The organism is Haemophilus parainfluenzae (assembly GCF_900450995.1).
GTDB classification, from domain to species: domain Bacteria; phylum Pseudomonadota; class Gammaproteobacteria; order Enterobacterales; family Pasteurellaceae; genus Haemophilus_D; species Haemophilus_D parainfluenzae_O.
In genome coordinates, this window is record NZ_UGHY01000002.1 from 444,468 (window position 1) to 460,756 (window position 16,289).

At 39.7% G+C, this 16,289-nt stretch carries 16 protein-coding genes, 1 other RNA gene and 1 pseudogene; 12 read left to right on the forward strand and 6 right to left on the reverse strand.

What is annotated here, in order from left to right; genetic code table 11:
* The first annotated feature begins 70 nt into the window (after positions 1 to 70).
* The 7 genes and pseudogenes from DX522_RS02130 (at position 71) to cydC (ending at position 9,271) form a co-directional block, all read left to right on the forward strand.
* Complete coding sequence (locus DX522_RS02130; protein ID WP_115179659.1) at positions 71 to 652, forward strand: uracil-DNA glycosylase family protein; 582 nt, start codon at positions 71 to 73, stop codon at positions 650 to 652.
* A gap of 147 nt (positions 653 to 799) precedes the next feature.
* Entirely contained in the window at positions 800 to 2,197 is a 1,398-nt protein-coding gene (locus tag DX522_RS02135) for a DASS family sodium-coupled anion symporter (protein ID WP_262054146.1), read from the forward strand.
* 136 nt (positions 2,198 to 2,333) lie between these two features.
* Positions 2,334 to 3,643 (forward strand): annotated as a pseudogene (locus tag DX522_RS02140) (nucleobase:cation symporter-2 family protein).
* A gap of 119 nt (positions 3,644 to 3,762) precedes the next feature.
* Entirely contained in the window at positions 3,763 to 4,620 is an 858-nt protein-coding gene (locus DX522_RS02145; protein ID WP_115179660.1) for a co-chaperone YbbN, read from the forward strand.
* An 89-nt stretch (positions 4,621 to 4,709) separates the two neighbouring features.
* A complete protein-coding gene (gene trxB / locus DX522_RS02150) occupies positions 4,710 to 5,663 on the forward strand; it encodes a thioredoxin-disulfide reductase (protein ID WP_115179661.1) in 954 nt (317 codons plus the stop codon).
* Between the two features lie 117 nt (positions 5,664 to 5,780).
* Positions 5,781 to 7,541: a heme ABC transporter permease/ATP-binding protein CydD gene (gene cydD, locus DX522_RS02155; RefSeq protein WP_115179662.1), complete on the forward strand. Its 1,761-nt coding sequence runs from the start codon at positions 5,781 to 5,783 to the stop codon at positions 7,539 to 7,541.
* Positions 7,541 to 9,271 carry a heme ABC transporter ATP-binding protein/permease CydC gene (gene cydC / locus DX522_RS02160; protein WP_115179663.1) on the forward strand — a complete coding sequence of 577 codons (1,731 nt, stop codon included), beginning with the start codon at positions 7,541 to 7,543 and terminating at the stop codon, positions 9,269 to 9,271. The genes cydD and cydC overlap by 1 nt, the downstream gene beginning before the upstream one ends.
* 26 nt (positions 9,272 to 9,297) lie before the next feature.
* On the opposite strand, the gene ffs is transcribed toward cydC, so the two are convergent.
* Positions 9,298 to 9,396: signal recognition particle sRNA small type (gene ffs, locus DX522_RS02165), an RNA gene on the reverse strand.
* A 127-nt stretch (positions 9,397 to 9,523) separates the two neighbouring features.
* Here ffs and nrdG point away from each other — a divergent pair.
* Positions 9,524 to 9,991, forward strand: coding sequence for an anaerobic ribonucleoside-triphosphate reductase-activating protein (gene nrdG / locus DX522_RS02170; RefSeq protein WP_049370111.1), 468 nt, complete (start codon positions 9,524 to 9,526; stop codon positions 9,989 to 9,991).
* On the opposite strand, the gene DX522_RS02175 is transcribed toward nrdG, so the two are convergent.
* Positions 9,988 to 10,776, reverse strand: a complete 789-nt coding sequence (locus tag DX522_RS02175; protein WP_115179664.1) for a TatD family hydrolase — start codon at positions 10,774 to 10,776, stop codon at positions 9,988 to 9,990. The genes nrdG and DX522_RS02175 overlap by 4 nt on opposite strands.
* A 57-nt stretch (positions 10,777 to 10,833) precedes the next feature.
* A complete protein-coding gene (locus DX522_RS02180; protein WP_005699853.1) occupies positions 10,834 to 11,343 on the reverse strand; it encodes a peptidylprolyl isomerase in 510 nt (169 codons plus the stop codon).
* Positions 11,344 to 11,454: 111 nt separating this feature from the next.
* Between DX522_RS02180 and cysS the strand changes: the two genes are divergently transcribed.
* Positions 11,455 to 12,834, forward strand: coding sequence for a cysteine--tRNA ligase (cysS, locus tag DX522_RS02185; RefSeq protein WP_115179665.1), 1,380 nt, complete (start codon positions 11,455 to 11,457; stop codon positions 12,832 to 12,834).
* Positions 12,835 to 12,896: 62 nt separating this feature from the next.
* On the opposite strand, the gene DX522_RS02190 is transcribed toward cysS, so the two are convergent.
* A complete protein-coding gene (locus tag DX522_RS02190; protein WP_115179666.1) occupies positions 12,897 to 13,187 on the reverse strand; it encodes a hypothetical protein in 291 nt (96 codons plus the stop codon).
* A gap of 113 nt (positions 13,188 to 13,300) precedes the next feature.
* Here DX522_RS02190 and DX522_RS02195 point away from each other — a divergent pair, with 113 nt between their 5' ends.
* Both DX522_RS02195 and DX522_RS02200 read left to right on the forward strand, forming a co-directional pair.
* Positions 13,301 to 13,849, forward strand: a complete 549-nt coding sequence (locus tag DX522_RS02195) for a sigma-70 family RNA polymerase sigma factor (RefSeq protein ID WP_115179667.1) — start codon at positions 13,301 to 13,303, stop codon at positions 13,847 to 13,849.
* 11 nt (positions 13,850 to 13,860) lie between these two features.
* Entirely contained in the window at positions 13,861 to 14,028 is a 168-nt protein-coding gene (locus DX522_RS02200) for a dsDNA-mimic protein (RefSeq protein WP_049381690.1), read from the forward strand.
* A 36-nt stretch (positions 14,029 to 14,064) separates the two neighbouring features.
* Here the strand turns inward: DX522_RS02200 and DX522_RS02205 are convergent, their stop codons facing one another.
* Positions 14,065 to 14,625, reverse strand: coding sequence for a YtfJ family protein (locus DX522_RS02205; RefSeq protein ID WP_115179668.1), 561 nt, complete (start codon positions 14,623 to 14,625; stop codon positions 14,065 to 14,067).
* Between the two features lie 111 nt (positions 14,626 to 14,736).
* Between DX522_RS02205 and DX522_RS02210 the strand changes: the two genes are divergently transcribed.
* Positions 14,737 to 15,063 (forward strand): zinc ribbon domain-containing protein YjdM, encoded by a 327-nt coding sequence (locus tag DX522_RS02210; protein ID WP_115179669.1) that lies wholly within the window; start codon positions 14,737 to 14,739, stop codon positions 15,061 to 15,063.
* 67 nt (positions 15,064 to 15,130) lie between these two features.
* On the opposite strand, the gene pheA is transcribed toward DX522_RS02210, so the two are convergent.
* The gene (pheA, locus tag DX522_RS02215; RefSeq protein WP_115179670.1) at positions 15,131 to 16,288 is read right to left on the reverse strand and encodes a prephenate dehydratase; all 1,158 of its coding nucleotides are present in this window, start codon (positions 16,286 to 16,288) and stop codon (positions 15,131 to 15,133) included.
* Position 16,289: the final 1 nt, after the last annotated feature.

The following is a 16,289-nucleotide window of genomic DNA, read 5'->3' on the forward strand; positions in this document are numbered from 1 at the left end:
GCAACATTGATTATGATAAAATAGCTCATCAAAAGTGAGCTATTTTTATTTCAATAAATAAGGAAGTACCATGCCAACACTTACACAAATCACGCAATCCATTATGCAAGATCCCGATAATCAATCATTCACAGCAAAAGGAATTGAACCGCTTTTTGCGGCACCAACGACAGCTCGTATTAATATTGTCGGACAAGCCCCCGGAATTAAAGCCCAAGAAAGTCGTTTATATTGGAATGATAAAAGTGGTGATCGCCTGCGAGAATGGCTAGGCGTGGATCGTGATACCTTTTATCACTCAGGTATGTTTGCTGTCATTCCGATAGATTTTTATTACCCTGGGAAAGGCAAATCTGGTGATTTACCGCCACGCAAAGGCTTTGCAGAGAAATGGCATGCACCGATTTTAGCTAACTTGCCCAACATAGCGCTCACCATTCTTATCGGGCAATATGCACAAAAATATTATTTACCAGAAAACGAACTTAATGTGACTGAAACGGTTCACCATTTTCGTGATTTTCTCCCTCACTTTCTCCCGCTTGTTCACCCTTCTCCACGCAATCAAATTTGGCTCAAGAAAAATCCATGGTTTGAACAAGAGATTATCCCAGTATTACAAAAGCAAGTGAAAGCGATTTTATTTCGTTAAACAAACATTCCACTCATAAAGTGCGGTCAAAAATATCTGATTTTAGCCACACTTTGCTTTGATACTAATCAATTTTTAGTATGCCTTATTTTCTGACTGAGGCCTGTTATGCTACAATCGCCGACCTTAAAAAATATAGGAAAAAATATGCAAGTAATATCTGTCACAAAATCTCAGCGAAAAGCATGGAATAAACAAACTATTATATTCCTTTCTGATGTAGCTCTCTTTTTTATTCTACTCAATACACTTCCTTTTGAACCTGCGGCAAATAAAGGGTTATCTTTACTAGCATTTGTAGCTATTTTATGGCTTACCGAAGCCGTCAGTGTAACGATCACTGCATTGTTCGTACCCATTTTATCTGTCTTATTAGGATTAGCTAATAGTCGTGAAGCGCTTGTTGCCTTTGCTGATCCAACTATTTTCTTATTCTTTGGTGGCTTTGCACTTGCCACCGCATTAAATGTGCAAAAAATCGACCAAATGATTTCTAATAAAATCATGCAATTAGCAAAAGGTCGTCTCTTTGTTGCGGTATTTTACCTCTTCTTAGCAACAGCATTTTTATCCATGTGGATGAGTAATACCGCTACTGCGGCGATGATGATCCCGCTTTCTATGATCATTTTGAGTCAGTTAGACCGCAATAAAGATCACAATACTTATGTATTTGTGTTATTGGGTATTGCCTACAGTGCCACTATTGGAGGGATGGGTACGCTTGTGGGAAGCCCTCCTAATGCCATCGCTGCCTCTCAGCTTCATTTAGGTTTTGCTGACTGGTTAATGTATGGCACGCCAGTGATGTTAATTTTATTCCCGCTTATTATTGGTTGGTTATACCTTGTTTTTAAACCGAAACTCGGTCTTCGTTTTGATGCTGAATTTGCCAAAATTCACATGACGAAAAAACGTATTTTAACCTTAACTATTTTTGTGACCGTGGCGATTCTTTGGATTTTTGGTGGTTACCTCAATCCAATTCTTTCTCAATTATTAGGGCTACCAAAACCAATTGGCAGTTTTGACAGTATGGTTGCACTCTCCGCAGCAATTATTATTTGTGTGACTGGGATCGCAAGTTGGAAAGAAATACAAGAAAATACAGAATGGGGGGTACTGTTCCTTTTCGGTGGCGGTTTAACCTTAAGCTCAGTATTGACTCAATCTGGCGCAAGCAAAATCATGGCGGATGGCATTGTCTTCATTATTGAGGGTGGCCACTACTATATGATGGCATTAATTGTTGCAGCCTTTATCGTCTGCTTGACTGAATTTACGTCAAACACAGCAAGTGCGGCCTTACTCGTTCCAATCTTTATTTCTATCGCACAAGCACTGAATATGCCACCGCTTGGTTTTGCGATGATTATTGGTTTGGGTGCATCTTGTGCCTTTATGATGCCGGTTGGTACACCGCCGAATGCAATTGTGTACTCCACAGGCTTTGTTAAACAAGCCGAAATGATCCGCGTTGGTAAATTTATTGATTTAACCTGTATGCTAATTATCGGAACAATTGCTTATCTATTCTGGATGTAGTCTTTAAATCAAACAAGTGCGATTGAAAATCACGTAGTTTTTAACCGCACTTTTTTTATCCCCCTTCACGCAAACGTTTGCGACAAATAAAAATTAACGTATAATTCGCACAATTTTTTCTACTTAAGGGAACCTAATGAATAACAATCTACTTTATACCGTGGAAGATAAGCTACCTTTCGGATTGAGTCTACTCCTTGCGGCACAACATTTACTTGCCGCACTTGGGGAATTATTGCCGTACCATTGGTGATTGGTAACGTCTTAAAATTACCGACCGAAGATACCATTACATTAGTTAATGCTGCGCTTTTAATTTCTGGTGTAGTGACCGTTATCCAATGTAAAGGCTTGGGGCCTGTGGGCATTCGTTTACCAAGTGTAATGGGAACCAGTTTTACTTTCGTTGCTGCTGCACTTGCCATTGGTTTCAGCGAATATGGCATCGCAGGTATTTTAGGTTCTTCTCTCATTGGTTCCTTAGTGATGATTATCGGCAGTTTCTTCATGCCCTATATTCGCAAATTGTTCCCACCACTTGTGACAGGGACTGTTGTTATGATGATCGGTTTAAGCCTAATTCCTGTTGCCGTTGACTGGTTTGCAGGTGGTCAACGTGGTGATGCGAATTATGCTACGCCAGAAAACTTAATGATGGCGAGCTTTGTATTAATCATCGTAGTCGCACTCGTGCAATGGGGCAAAGGGATTTTCTCTGCCGCAGCGATCGTTATTGGAATGATGACAGGCTATCTCGTTTGTTTAGCCATGGGCTGGGTAAGCTTTGAAGGCGTAAAACAAGCACAAATTTTCGCGATTCCACAACCACTACACTTTGGCTTAGCCTTCCCAATTTCAGGTATTATCGGCATGTCCATTGCGTATTTAGTGACGATCGTTGAATCAAGCGGTAACTTCCTAGCACTAGGTAATGCAACCCAAACAGAAATCACCGGCAAACATTTACGCGGTGGCGTTTTAGCTGATGGTTTAGGATCAGCCTTAGCTGCCATTATGTCCACTACACCATTCTCTTCATTCTCACAAAATATTGGTGTCATTTCTCTAACTGGTGTAGCAAGTCGTCACGTGGTTGCGCTAACCGGTGTACTTCTAGCACTAGCAGGTTTATTCCCTGTATTCGGTGCATTAATTGTATCAATTCCATTACCAGTATTAGGCGGTGCAGGCTTAATGATGTTCGCGATGATTATCGCCGCGGGTATCCAAATGTTAGATAAAGTTGCACGTAGCAAACGCAATGGTTTAATCATCGCCATTTCCATTGGCTGTGGCTTAGCCGTGACGACTCGTCCAGAATTGCTTGATAAATTACCGCATTTTTTCAAAGAAGTGCTCGGTTCAGGCATTACCGTAGGTTCATTACTTGCCTTAATTCTTAACCTCGTGCTTCCAGAAGATAAAGTGGAAGAAACAAAAGAATAAAAATAGATCGTAAATAAGGGTAGATTAACACTGCCCTTTTCTTTTCCTGTAAAACATTTCTAAAACTGACTGCACTTTGTTAAAATCAGGCATCATTTTCCATTTATCAAGGAATAAAAATGGCAGATTTACCTTTCTTAGTTGAACTCAACGAACAAAATCTTACTGAAACGTTGCAACGTTCTGTTGAAACCCCGCTTGTCATTAACTTTTATGCACCAAGCCATAAAGAATCAGCTGATTTTGCAAAAGTTCTACAACGTGTTGCAGAACAACACCAAGGACAATTTATCCTCGGCTTAGTCAATTGTGAAACAGAGCAAATGATTGCTGCACAATTTCGTATTCAAGCGTTGCCTACAACTTATCTTTTTAAAGAGGCACAAGCATTAGATGCGTTCCCTGGTGCATTAGATGAAGCCAGTTTATTGCAACGTTTGAGTGCAATTTTGCCAAAAGAAGAAGATTTAAAATTCCAAAAAGCCTTGGATTTTTTACAAGTGGAAGATTACAACTCTGCCCTTCCATTACTGAAAGAGGCCTGGGAGCTTTCAGATAAGAAAAACAGCGATGTAGCATTACTTTATGCAGAAACCTATATCGCCATGAAAAAAACAGAGCCTGCGGCAGATATTTTAGCGCAAATTCCTATTCAGGATCGCGACAGCCGTTGGCATGGCTTACAAGCGCAGATTGAACTTTTAATTAAAGCAGCAGATACGCCAGAAATTCAGCAATTACAAACAGATTATGCGAAAAATCCAACGTCTGAAATTGCATTGAAATTAGCGGTACAACTACATCAAGCCAACCGAAACGAAGAAGCGTTAGATTTATTATTTAGCATTCTAAAACAAGATCTTTCTGCGGAAAACGGTGAAGTGAAACAACAGTTTTTATCTATTTTATCAGCCATTGGCAATGCGGATCCTATCACCAATAAATATCGCCGATTACTGTATTCATTGCTTTACTAATACAATCAACTATTTTTTTATGTATGAAGGCTTTATAATGAACAAACACCAAAAGCCTCATGCTTTATTTTATAAACAAAGGATTCTTTATGTCAGACGTTAAACACAGCAAATTATTAATTTTAGGTTCAGGTCCTGCAGGTTATACCGCGGCTATTTATGCCGCACGTGCAAACTTAAAACCTGTTTTAGTGACCGGTCTTCAACAAGGTGGGCAACTTACTACCACGGATGAAATTGAAAACTGGCCGGGTGATTTTGAAATGACAACTGGCCCAGGTTTAATGCAGCGTATGTTGCAACACGCTGAAAAATTTGAAACTGAAATCGTGTTTGATCATATCAACAAAGTCGATTTATCTTCTCGCCCATTCAAACTTTATGGTGATATGCAAACCTTCACATGTGATGCATTAATCATCGCAACAGGGGCATCAGCACGTTATATCGGATTAGAATCTGAAACCGCTTATAAAGGCCGTGGCGTTTCAGCTTGCGCAACCTGTGATGGTTTCTTCTATCGTAATAAACCGGTTGCCGTTGTTGGTGGCGGAAATACTGCTGTTGAAGAAGCACTTTACTTAGCTAATATTGCGTCTGAAGTACATTTAATCCACCGTCGTGATAGTTTCCGTGCAGAAAAAATCTTAATCGATCGCTTATACAAAAAAGTCGAAGAAGGCAAAATCGTGCTTCATACTGACCGCACTTTAAATGAAGTGTTAGGCGATAACATGAGCGTAACTGGTGTACGTTTAGAAAACGTAAAAACTGGTGAAAAAGAAGACGTGAAACTAGACGGTTTATTTATTGCTATCGGTCATGCGCCAAACACTGAAATCTTCCAAGGTCAGCTTGAACTTAACAATGGTTATATTGTGGTTAAATCAGGTCTTGAAGGCAATGCAACAGCAACCTCTGTGGAAGGTGTATTTGCTGCGGGTGATGTAATGGATCACAACTATCGCCAAGCCATTACTTCGGCAGGAACAGGCTGTATGGCTGCATTAGATGCTGAACGTTATTTAGATGCACAAGAATAAGTGCGCTAAATTCTCATGTAAGGTGCGTAAAACAAGGTTTCACGCACCTATTATTTTTCAAAGGTAGATTTTTTAATCCTCCAGCCAACCCATCCTATCCTAGGATAAACAAAAACAATGGATAAACTTCGCCAAAAATATTTACAAAAATGGCTTCGTGCGCAGCAACAACCTGTTAAAAAATTAATGCGCACCAATATTGCCCTTGCCACACTTTCCTCCTTAATTCTTGTGGCGCAAACCTATTTTCTTGCAACATTGCTCGACAAGCTGATTATGCAACATGTCGATCGCGCTGAATTGGTTCCCTATTTTATTGCATTAATCATTACTTTTGCTTTGCGTGCGGTCATTTTATGGCTGCGCGAAAAAATTGGCTTTAAAGCAGGTCGATTACTGCGCAATCATATGCGCCAAAAGATCTTAGACAAAATCCATCAAGTTGGGCCGGCCACCATCAATAATAAACCAGCCGGAAGCTGGGCAAGTATCATGCTTGAACAAGTGGAAAATCTGCATAACTTCTATGCCCGTTTTCTACCACAACAAAGTTTATCGGCTATTGTACCAATGGTGATTTTAATTGCCGTATTCCCACTCAACTGGGCGGCTGGATTGATTTTGATGGTCACTGCACCGCTTGTACCAATTTTTATGATTCTGGTAGGGATTGCAGCAGCAGATAGCAGCCAAAAAAATATGGCCACCCTTTCTCGCTTAAGTGCTCAATTCTTGGATCGCTTACGCGGTTTAGAAACCTTGCGTCTTTTCAACCGCACTTCAGAACAAACACAACATATTGAAAGCACAACGGAAGACTTCCGTGAAACGACCATGACGGTACTTAAAATGGCGTTCCTCTCTTCTGCCGTGTTAGAGTTTTTCACCTCCATTTCCATTGCTTTAATGGCGGTGTACTTTGGTTTTAGCTACTTAGGCCAAGTTGAATTTGGTACTTATGGCACAACGCTGACCTTATTTACCGGCTTTTTCTGCTTAATTCTTGCACCAGAGTTTTATCAACCATTGCGTGATCTTGGGACTTACTATCACGATCGTGCAGCTGGTATTGGCGCCGCTGATGCCATTGTCGATTTCTTAGAAGCGGATTATTTAATTGCACATCAAGGCAATGAACAAATTCCAGCGCAAAGTGCGGCCGAGATTCAGGCTGAAAATTTAGTGGCGCTTTCTCCACAAGGTCAACCATTAACTAAGCCGCTTTCATTCCATATTCCGAAAGAAAGCCATATTGCCCTTGTGGGCCAAAGTGGTGCAGGAAAAACCTCTTTAATCAATGTATTACTCGGTTTCTTGCCTTATGAAGGCAACTTAAAAATTAATGGTGTGGAACTTAATCAAAGTCGTTTAAGCGACTGGCGCAAACAAATTGCGTGGGTAGGTCAAAATCCATTACTGCTACAAGGCAGCATCAAAGAAAATCTACTTTTAGGTAATATTCAAGCCACTGATGAGCAAATTGAGCAAGCCTTGATTTCTGCTCAAGCGAAAGAGTTTACCGATAAATTAGGCTTAGATAGTGAGATTAAAGATGGTGGGATTGGTGTATCTGTAGGCCAAGCTCAACGCTTAGCTATCGCACGCGCTTTACTACGCAAAGGCAATTTATTATTACTCGATGAGCCAACGGCTAGCCTCGATGCTCAGTCCGAAAATCTAGTACTTGCCGCCCTTGCAGAAATGAGCCATAACCAAACGACCTTAATGATCACACACCGTATTGAAGATCTAAAACAATGTGACAATATTTTTGTGATGCAAGAAGGTGAAATCGTTCAACAAGGGGATTTCAACCAATTAAAAGATCAAGGCTTCTTTGCCGAATTATTGGCTCAACGAAAAGAGGATATTCAATAATGCGTGCTTTACTTCCCTTTTTACGTTTATTTAAATTCGCCAAGTTGCCTTTATTTTTAGGCTTGGTTTTAATGATTACAGGTCTCGCATCCAGCATTGGCTTGCTGACCACATCGGGTTGGTTTTTAGCAGCAACGGCCATTGCGGGTCTTGGCACGTTATTTAATTTCTTCTACCCTTCTGCTTCTGTGCGTGGGCTTGCTATTAGCCGCACCCTTTTCCGCTATTTTGAAAAATTAGTGACGCACGATGCGACTTTCCGCATTTTGGCTAAATTACGGGTACAAGTTTTTGAGAAGATTATTCCATTAAGTCCTGCAGTGTTAAATCGCTACCGTAACAGCGATTTATTAAACCGCTTAGTGTCTGATGTGGATACGCTCGATAGCCTTTATCTTCGTTTAATTGCACCATTTATTACGACTATTTTTGTGATTCTAGCCATGTGTATTGGCCTCAGTTTTGTCAATGCACCTTTGGCCTTAGGTCTAGGTGTGAGCCTGCTTTTATTAGTATTCATCATTCCAACCGTTTTCTACCAATTGGGTAAAAAATTTGGCGAAAAACTCGTGGATTCACGTGCACTTTATCGCACGCAATTCTTAGAATTTATCCAAGCACAAGCGGAATTATTGCTCTTTAATGCTGAAGATAAATTGAAAGATAACATAGCTAAAACTGAAGCTAACTGGCAAGCGGACCAGCAAAAAGAAGCCAATTTAAGCGGATTTTCAAGCGCTCTTTCGCTCTTTTTAAATGGTTTAATTATTGCCGCAATGTTGTGGTTTAGCTCACAAGCGGAATTTGGCAACGATGAATATCGCATGGCATTTATTGCGCTCTTCACTTTTGCAGCCTTAGCCTCATTTGAAATCTTGATGCCATTAGGCTCTGCATTCTTACATATCGGGCAAGTCATTGCTTCAGCTGAACGCGTGACAGATATTATCGAGCAGCAACCATTAGTAACTTTTAATGGCAAGGCTGAGTTCGATCAAAATGCTACAACATTAATTGAAGCCAAAAATCTTTCTTTCACTTATCCTGAACGTCAAAATCGTGCTTTAGAGAATTTGAATTTAACCTTTCAAAAAGGCAAAAAAGTCGCAATTTTAGGTAAAACAGGCAGCGGAAAATCCACGTTATTACAGCTTTTAGTGCGTAATTATGATGCTAATCAAGGAGAATTATTCCTTGCTGGAAAACCCATTGCTGATTATTCAGAAGACACATTACGCAGCCAATTCTGCTTTTTAACACAACGTGTTCATGTATTTAGCGATACACTTCGTCAAAATCTGCAATTCGCAAGTGCGGTCAATATTTCAGATGAAAAAATGATCGAGGTGTTAAATCAAGTTGGTTTAGGCAAATTGTTGGAACAAGAACAAGGCCTAGATATTTGGTTAGGTGATGGCGGCCGTCCACTTTCTGGTGGAGAACAACGTCGTTTGGGCTTAGCCCGTATTTTGCTTAATGATGCACCAATTTTATTATTAGATGAGCCAACAGAAGGTTTAGATCGCGAAACTGAACGCCAAATTTTGCGTTTAACTCTTGCCCATGCTGAAAATAAAACCTTAATTATGGTGACTCACCGCTTAACGGCGATTGAGCAATTTGATGAGCTTTGTGTGATTGATGAAGCGAAGCTAATTGAAAAAGGCACTTACGCAGAATTATTGCAATTAGAAAAAGGGTTCTTTAAACAATTAGTGGAGCGTGTGTAAAATAAGGAAGGATAAGTTGGGTGGAAATCTTCCCAGCTTATTCTCGGCACACAGAAATTCTGACTTTGGCTGCTTTCTTCCGAACCTGACCGAGTAAACCGGACACCGTTGCGAGAGACCGAGAAGATTTCCATTGATATCGCAATGCGATTAGGTGGGCTATTATGCAAGAATTGGCCCTGTATTGCAAAGGTTAATTTATCAATTCGGTGAATTTGACGAGAAAATCAACCGCACTTTTGAGGTAAAACCATGAACTATCTCCAATACTACCCTACCGATGTTGTAAATGGCGAAGGCACTCGTTGTACCCTTTTCGTTAGCGGTTGTACGCATGGTTGCCGAGGTTGCTACAACCAAAAGAGTTGGTCTTTTGATAATGGCGTATTATTTGATGAAGCGATGGAACAACAGATCATCAATGATTTAAAAGATACGCGCATTAAACGTCAAGGGCTTACGCTTTCTGGTGGGGATCCGATGCACCCTCGTAATATTGAAGCCTTACTTCCTTTTGTACAGCGTGTCAAAAAAGAATGTCCCGATAAGGACATTTGGGTATGGACAGGTTATAAACTGGATGAACTTGATGATTATCAACGTCAAATGTTGCCTTATATTGACGTGCTTATTGATGGAAAATTTATACAAGAACAGGCTGACCCAAGCTTAGTTTGGCGAGGTTCAGCCAATCAAGTGATTTATCGTTTTAAGGTTTAACCGAATAAGGTTAAGCTATTCTGCCAAGCCTTTTCTTTAATCACTTCAGCATTTTCACTTCTTAAACGGCATAACACCTCAAAGGTGAGAACAATCCGCTCTGGTCGATTAGGTTGTCCTTGAAAGCCAAACACTGGCATATCTGGTGTATCCGTTTCTAATACCAGTGCCTCTAATGGCAACTTCGCAATCGCTTGGCGCGTTTTATTCGCACGTTCATAAGTAATCGTGCCGCCTACACCAATTTTATAGCCTAAATCCACAAATCGTTTTGCTTGATCATAACTTCCAGAAAAACCATGCACCACACCACATTTTGGCAAATTAGCCTGTTTCAAAAAGCGGAATAATTGCTCGTGGGATTTGCGACTATGTAAATTGACCGACAGATTGTATTTCTTCGCTAAATAAAGCTGACTTTCCAAAAAGTGCTGTTGCTTTTGCCACAATTCATCCGTCAATAAATCTGGAATCGCACACTCTAAGCCAATTTCTGCTACGGCTGTACAATTTTGATTACGAACGGATAACGCCGCATCCAATATCTCTAAATCATGCTCTTGATGCTCTTTGATATAAAGCGGATGCAACCCAAGTCCACAATAAAGATGCTCAGGGAAAAGTGCGGTCATATTTTGGATCGTTTTAAAATCCGACTCTTTTACCGCCACAATCAAGATTTTTTGCACATCCGCTTGCTTAGCGTTCTCCACCAGCTGAACTAATGGCTCACCAGTATCATGATGAAGATAATCAAGATGGGTATGAGTATCGAAGAAAGGCATAATGTTATTTTACTTAAGAAAAAAGTGTGTAGATTACGCATCCACACACCGAATTAATTATTCTACAGAAACGGATGTAATCACCACATCTTCTGTCGGAACGTCTTGGTGGAAGCCTTTATTACCGGTTTTTACTTTCTTGATTTTATCAACCACATCCATGCCTTCAACCACTTCACCGAATACGGCATAGCCCCATTCTTGCACAACTTCACGGCCAAACATCTCTTTTGAACGGTAGTTTAAGAAGTCATTATCTGCCACGTTAATAAAGAATTGTGCCGTTGCAGAATGTGGATCAGAGGTACGCGCCATGGCGATTGTGCCACGTTTATTGCTTAAACGATTGTTAGCTTCATTTTGGATCGGTGCGTTTGTTGCTTTTTCGCGCATTCCGCTTTCCATACCACCGCCTTGGATCATAAATCCATCAATAACACGATGGAAAATTGTGTTATTATAGAAACCGTTTTTACAATAATTTAAAAAGTTTTCTGCAGTGATTGGCGCTTTATCAAAATCAAGTTTAATTTTAATATCGCCAAAATTTGTGTGTAATGTAACCATGTTGTTTTCCTCTTGAAAATTAAGGCATTCATTATTCCACAAATGGCGAGAAAGTGCCACAAGGAGCAGAAAAAGTGCGGTCGTTTTCCAACCTGTTTTAAGAGAAAAAATATGTTAAAGATTTTTAATACCCTCACTCGAGAAAAAGAAGTGTTCAAACCTATCCATGAAGGAAAAGTGGGTATGTATGTGTGCGGCGTGACCGTTTATGATTTATGCCATATTGGTCACGGCCGTACCTTTGTGTGTTTTGATGTGATTGCTCGCTATTTACGCTCTTTAGGCTACGATTTAACTTATGTGCGTAATATCACGGATGTGGACGATAAAATCATTAAACGTGCATTAGAAAACAAAGAAACCTGCGATCAACTTGTAGATCGTATGGTGCAAGAAATGTATAAAGATTTTGATGCGTTAAACGTACTACGTCCTGATTTTGAGCCTCGTGCAACGCATCATATTCCTGAAATTATTGAGATTGTGGAAAAACTGATTGCGCGTGGTCATGCTTATGTTGCAGACAATGGCGACGTGATGTTTGATGTGGAAAGTTTTAAAGAATACGGCAAATTATCACGCCAAGATCTTGACCAATTACAAGCGGGTGCACGTATTGAAATTAATGAAATCAAGAAAAATCCAATGGATTTCGTGCTTTGGAAAATGTCGAAAGAAAACGAACCAAGCTGGCCATCACCATGGGGTGCTGGGCGTCCAGGTTGGCACATTGAATGTTCAGCGATGAACTGCAAACAACTTGGCGAACATTTTGATATTCACGGTGGTGGTTCTGATTTAATGTTCCCACACCACGAAAATGAAATTGCGCAATCTTGCTGTGCTCACGGTGGCCAATATGTGAATTATTGGATCCATTCTGGCATGATCATGGTAGATAAAGAAAAAATGTCGAAATCCCTCGGCAACTTCTTCACTATTCGTGATGTATTAAACCACTACAATGCCGAAGCAGTGCGTTATTTCTTATTAACAGCACACTATCGCAGCCAACTCAATTATAGTGAAGAAAACCTGAACTTAGCACAAGGTGCATTGGAACGTTTGTACACCGCTTTACGTGGCACTGATCAAAGTGCGGTCGCTTTTGGCGGTGAAAATTTTGTGGAAGCCTTCCGTGAAGCAATGGACGATGATTTCAATACGCCTAATGCCCTTTCTGTCCTATTTGAAATGGCGCGTGAAATCAATAAATTGAAAACTGAAGATGCAGAAAAAGCCAATGATCTTGCTGCACGTTTACGTGAATTAGCGGGTATCTTAGGTTTACTTCAACAAGATCCAGAAAAATTCTTACAAGCTGGCTCTGACGATGATGAAGTCGCAAAAATTGAAGCGCTTATCAAACAACGCAACGAAGCTCGTGCAGCTAAAGATTGGGCTGCTGCGGATGCGGCACGTAATGAACTCACCGCGATGGGAATTGTATTAGAAGATGGCGCCAACGGCACAACGTGGCGTAAACAATAATCTCACTTTGATACAAAAACTGCGGTCAATTTGACCGCAGTTTCTCTTTTAAGAAGAAAGCATTACATTTTCAGGTTTTCCATTGTTTTTGCTTTTTTCTTCATTTCTTTTGCTTTCATTTCTTTTGTTTTCATATTATCCATTTTCATGTCGTGAGATTTCATATCATGAGATTTCATCATTCCATCAGATGCCATTTTGTCGTTCTGCATTGGCATAGCGTCTTTTGTCATCGGCATGGGATCTTTTGCCATCGACATTTCATTAGATTTCATATCGGTCGCATAAAGACTGGTTGCGAAGAAAAGTGCAGCAATAGCAGTAAAGGTTGTTTTTGCAGTAATATTTTTCATTTTGAATCTTCCTTAATTTGTGAATAATTAACGTTATCTAGAAAGGCCTTCCCCTTTCATTATCATTAGACGAATCAGGAACCTTTTTCTTACACATTTTCCAAGGAAAAAATATGGAAACCGGAATTTCCGATAAAGAACTGACACAAATTAGAGAGCAAATGCTGAAATTTGCCACATTACAGGTGAATAATCCTGTATTAGCTGAAGATTTGGTTCAAGAAAGTTTTTTGAGTGCATTTAACCATCTCGAGCACTTTAAACGACAAGCGGCATTTAAAACCTGGGTCTTTGCTATCTTAAAAAATAAAATCATTGATTTTCTTCGCCAGAAAGGCAAATTAATGCTAGAAACCGAAATTGAAGATGAAGAACAAACCAATCATTTCTTTGATGAAGGTGGACACTGGAAAGCTGAACATTCCCCGCTTGATCTTGAACAGAGCGAAAGTGCGGTCTATTCCGAAGAGTTTTGGCTGATTTTTGAAACTTGTTTAACTTGCCTACCGGCTAAACAAGCCAAAATTTTTATGATGAGAGAGTTTTTGGAATTATCTTCCGAAGAAATTTGCCAAGAAATCCAATTAAGCACAAGTAATTTGCACACGACACTCTATCGTGCCCGCTTACAACTGCAAAACTGTTTATCTCATAAACTTTAAGGAGTAAATTTATGAAATGCCGCCAAGCGACTCGACTCATTTCAGATGCGCAGGAACGCCCATTAATTACTAAAGAAAAAATTGGGCTCAATCTGCATCTTTCCATTTGTACACATTGTCGTAAATTTCAACGAAACTGCAATACATTGAGAAAGTTAATGAAGGATTTTAAGGGATAATAAAAAAGCGGAAGAAAACTTCCGCTTGTAAGTCTATTACTTCGCCATTAACGCTGTTGCACGAGAAATGACTTCCTTGACTTCATCATCCGTCAATTTACCTTCTTTCACAAATTGCACTTTGCCGGTTTTATCAAGCAAAATAATCACGCTATCTTTTTCACGTAATCCCCATGCATTTTTGACCGCACTTTTATCATCTAAAATCACTTGGCTGTGGGCATTTTCTTTTTTGCCTTTTTCTGCACTACTTTTCACAAACATGCCTGTGCCCACGACGGCATCATCCGCATTAATGATGGTCGTGGTTTGATATTTAGCTTGGTTAAAATGAGCCGCTTTGATGGCTTCGATCATTGCTTGATTTTTCTCTTTTGCCGCACTTCTACCTGCAATATGTTGAATCACACGGACTTTGCCAGGTAATGCCGTTGAGCTCCATGATTTATAAGCCACATCATTGCCATTTAAAGTGATTTCACCTTTATCCGAAACCGTTACATTGGCCAAAAGTTGGTTAGGTTGGATATTGTGCGCGAATGCATTAACTGAGATTAAACTCCCCATCACTGCACTCAAAAGCATAATTTTTTTCATAAATACCTCATAAATTTCGTGAAATTGCCCATTTTTTGGCGAATAGTCACTTTTTTGTTATACTCCGTGCGCATTATACTTTGCTTAAATCAGATAAAGAAGGAAAAAGAAATGGATCAAATGCCAGCTTGCCCAAAATGTAAAGGCGAATATGTTTATCATGATTCTGTGAATTTTGTTTGCCCTGATTGTGGCAATGAGTGGAATGGTAACGAAATAGTTGAAGCCGATGAAAATCAACTGATTGTAAAAGACAGCAACGGTAATTTATTAGCCGATGGTGATGATGTGCTTTTAATTAAAGATTTAAAATTAAAAGGTTCATCTGAAGTGTTAAAGAAAGGCACTAAATTCAAAAACATCCGTTTAGTCAACGGTGATCACAACGTTGATTGTGGCAAAATCATGTTGAAATCAGAGTTCTTGAAAAAAGCTTAAGAATTACAAATAAAAGAGCGGTCGATTTTAACGTTGTTTTAAATCGACCGCTCTTTTTTTATTTTCGTTATACCTTCGCAGGCTTCACTATTTCACTTGGATAACAACCAAGTACCTTCAGATAATTACTGAATTGCTTAAGCTCTTCCAAGGCAATTTGGGTATCAGGATGATGAATATTTCCTTCAATCTCCAAATAAAACATTTCTTCCCAAGGTTTGCCATAAATAGGACGTGATTCAAGCTTAGTCATATTAATACCATGCTTTTTAAACACAAGTAAAGCATCCACTAGAGAACCCGCTTGTTGCGATGTTGTCATCAACAATAAGGTTTTAGTATGAATTTGCGGTGAAACTTCTCGAGCTTGTTTGGCTACCACAATAAAACGAGTAATATTGTTTTCTTGATTCGCAATATTATGTTTTAACACATGTAAGCCGTAAAGCTTGCCGCCATCTTCATTACCTAATGCCGCAATATTCGGCTTATTCAAACTTGACACAAGCTGCATTGCATGAGAGCTACTTTCGCAGTACTCGATATGCACACGCTCAAGACTTTGAATAAATTGACTACACTGCTGAATCACCTGTGGATGGCTATAAAGTGTATCAATTTTGCTTAAATCATCCTGCTCATTCACTAAAACACAGTGCTTGATAGGATAAGCCAACTCGCCTACCAAAGATAAGTTGGTATGTTGAAGCAAATCATAAACTTCATTAATTGCACCTGATGTAGTGTTTTCTAAAGGAAGTACGCCATAATCAGCTTCTCCGCTTTCAACTTTTTCAAAAATTTGAGCAAAGGAATCGCAACTGATTTCAGCAAATTGTTGATGATAGCGAGCCGCATAATTACGTGCAGCCAAATTAGAGTAAGAACCACGCTTGCCTAAGAAAGCGATATGTAACGTTTCTTCTCGTTGCTCATTGAGTTTTTTCTGCAAATACACTTGCTGTGTGAGCACAGAATCTTCAATGATCTTTTGGAAGACTGCGGTAATATATTGTGGTTCAAGCTGATAATTTTGACTTTCAGAAAATTGCACAAGCTCTTGCAATAGCTGCTGCTCGCGCTCTAAATCGCGCAACGCTTTTTGTGTCACTTCTTTACTTCTTACTACATCATACGCCAGGCGATGACGCTCTGAAAGCAGCTTTAACAAGCTGCGATCAATTTGCGTAATTTGCTGACGAATTTCTGATAAATCTAATGCCATT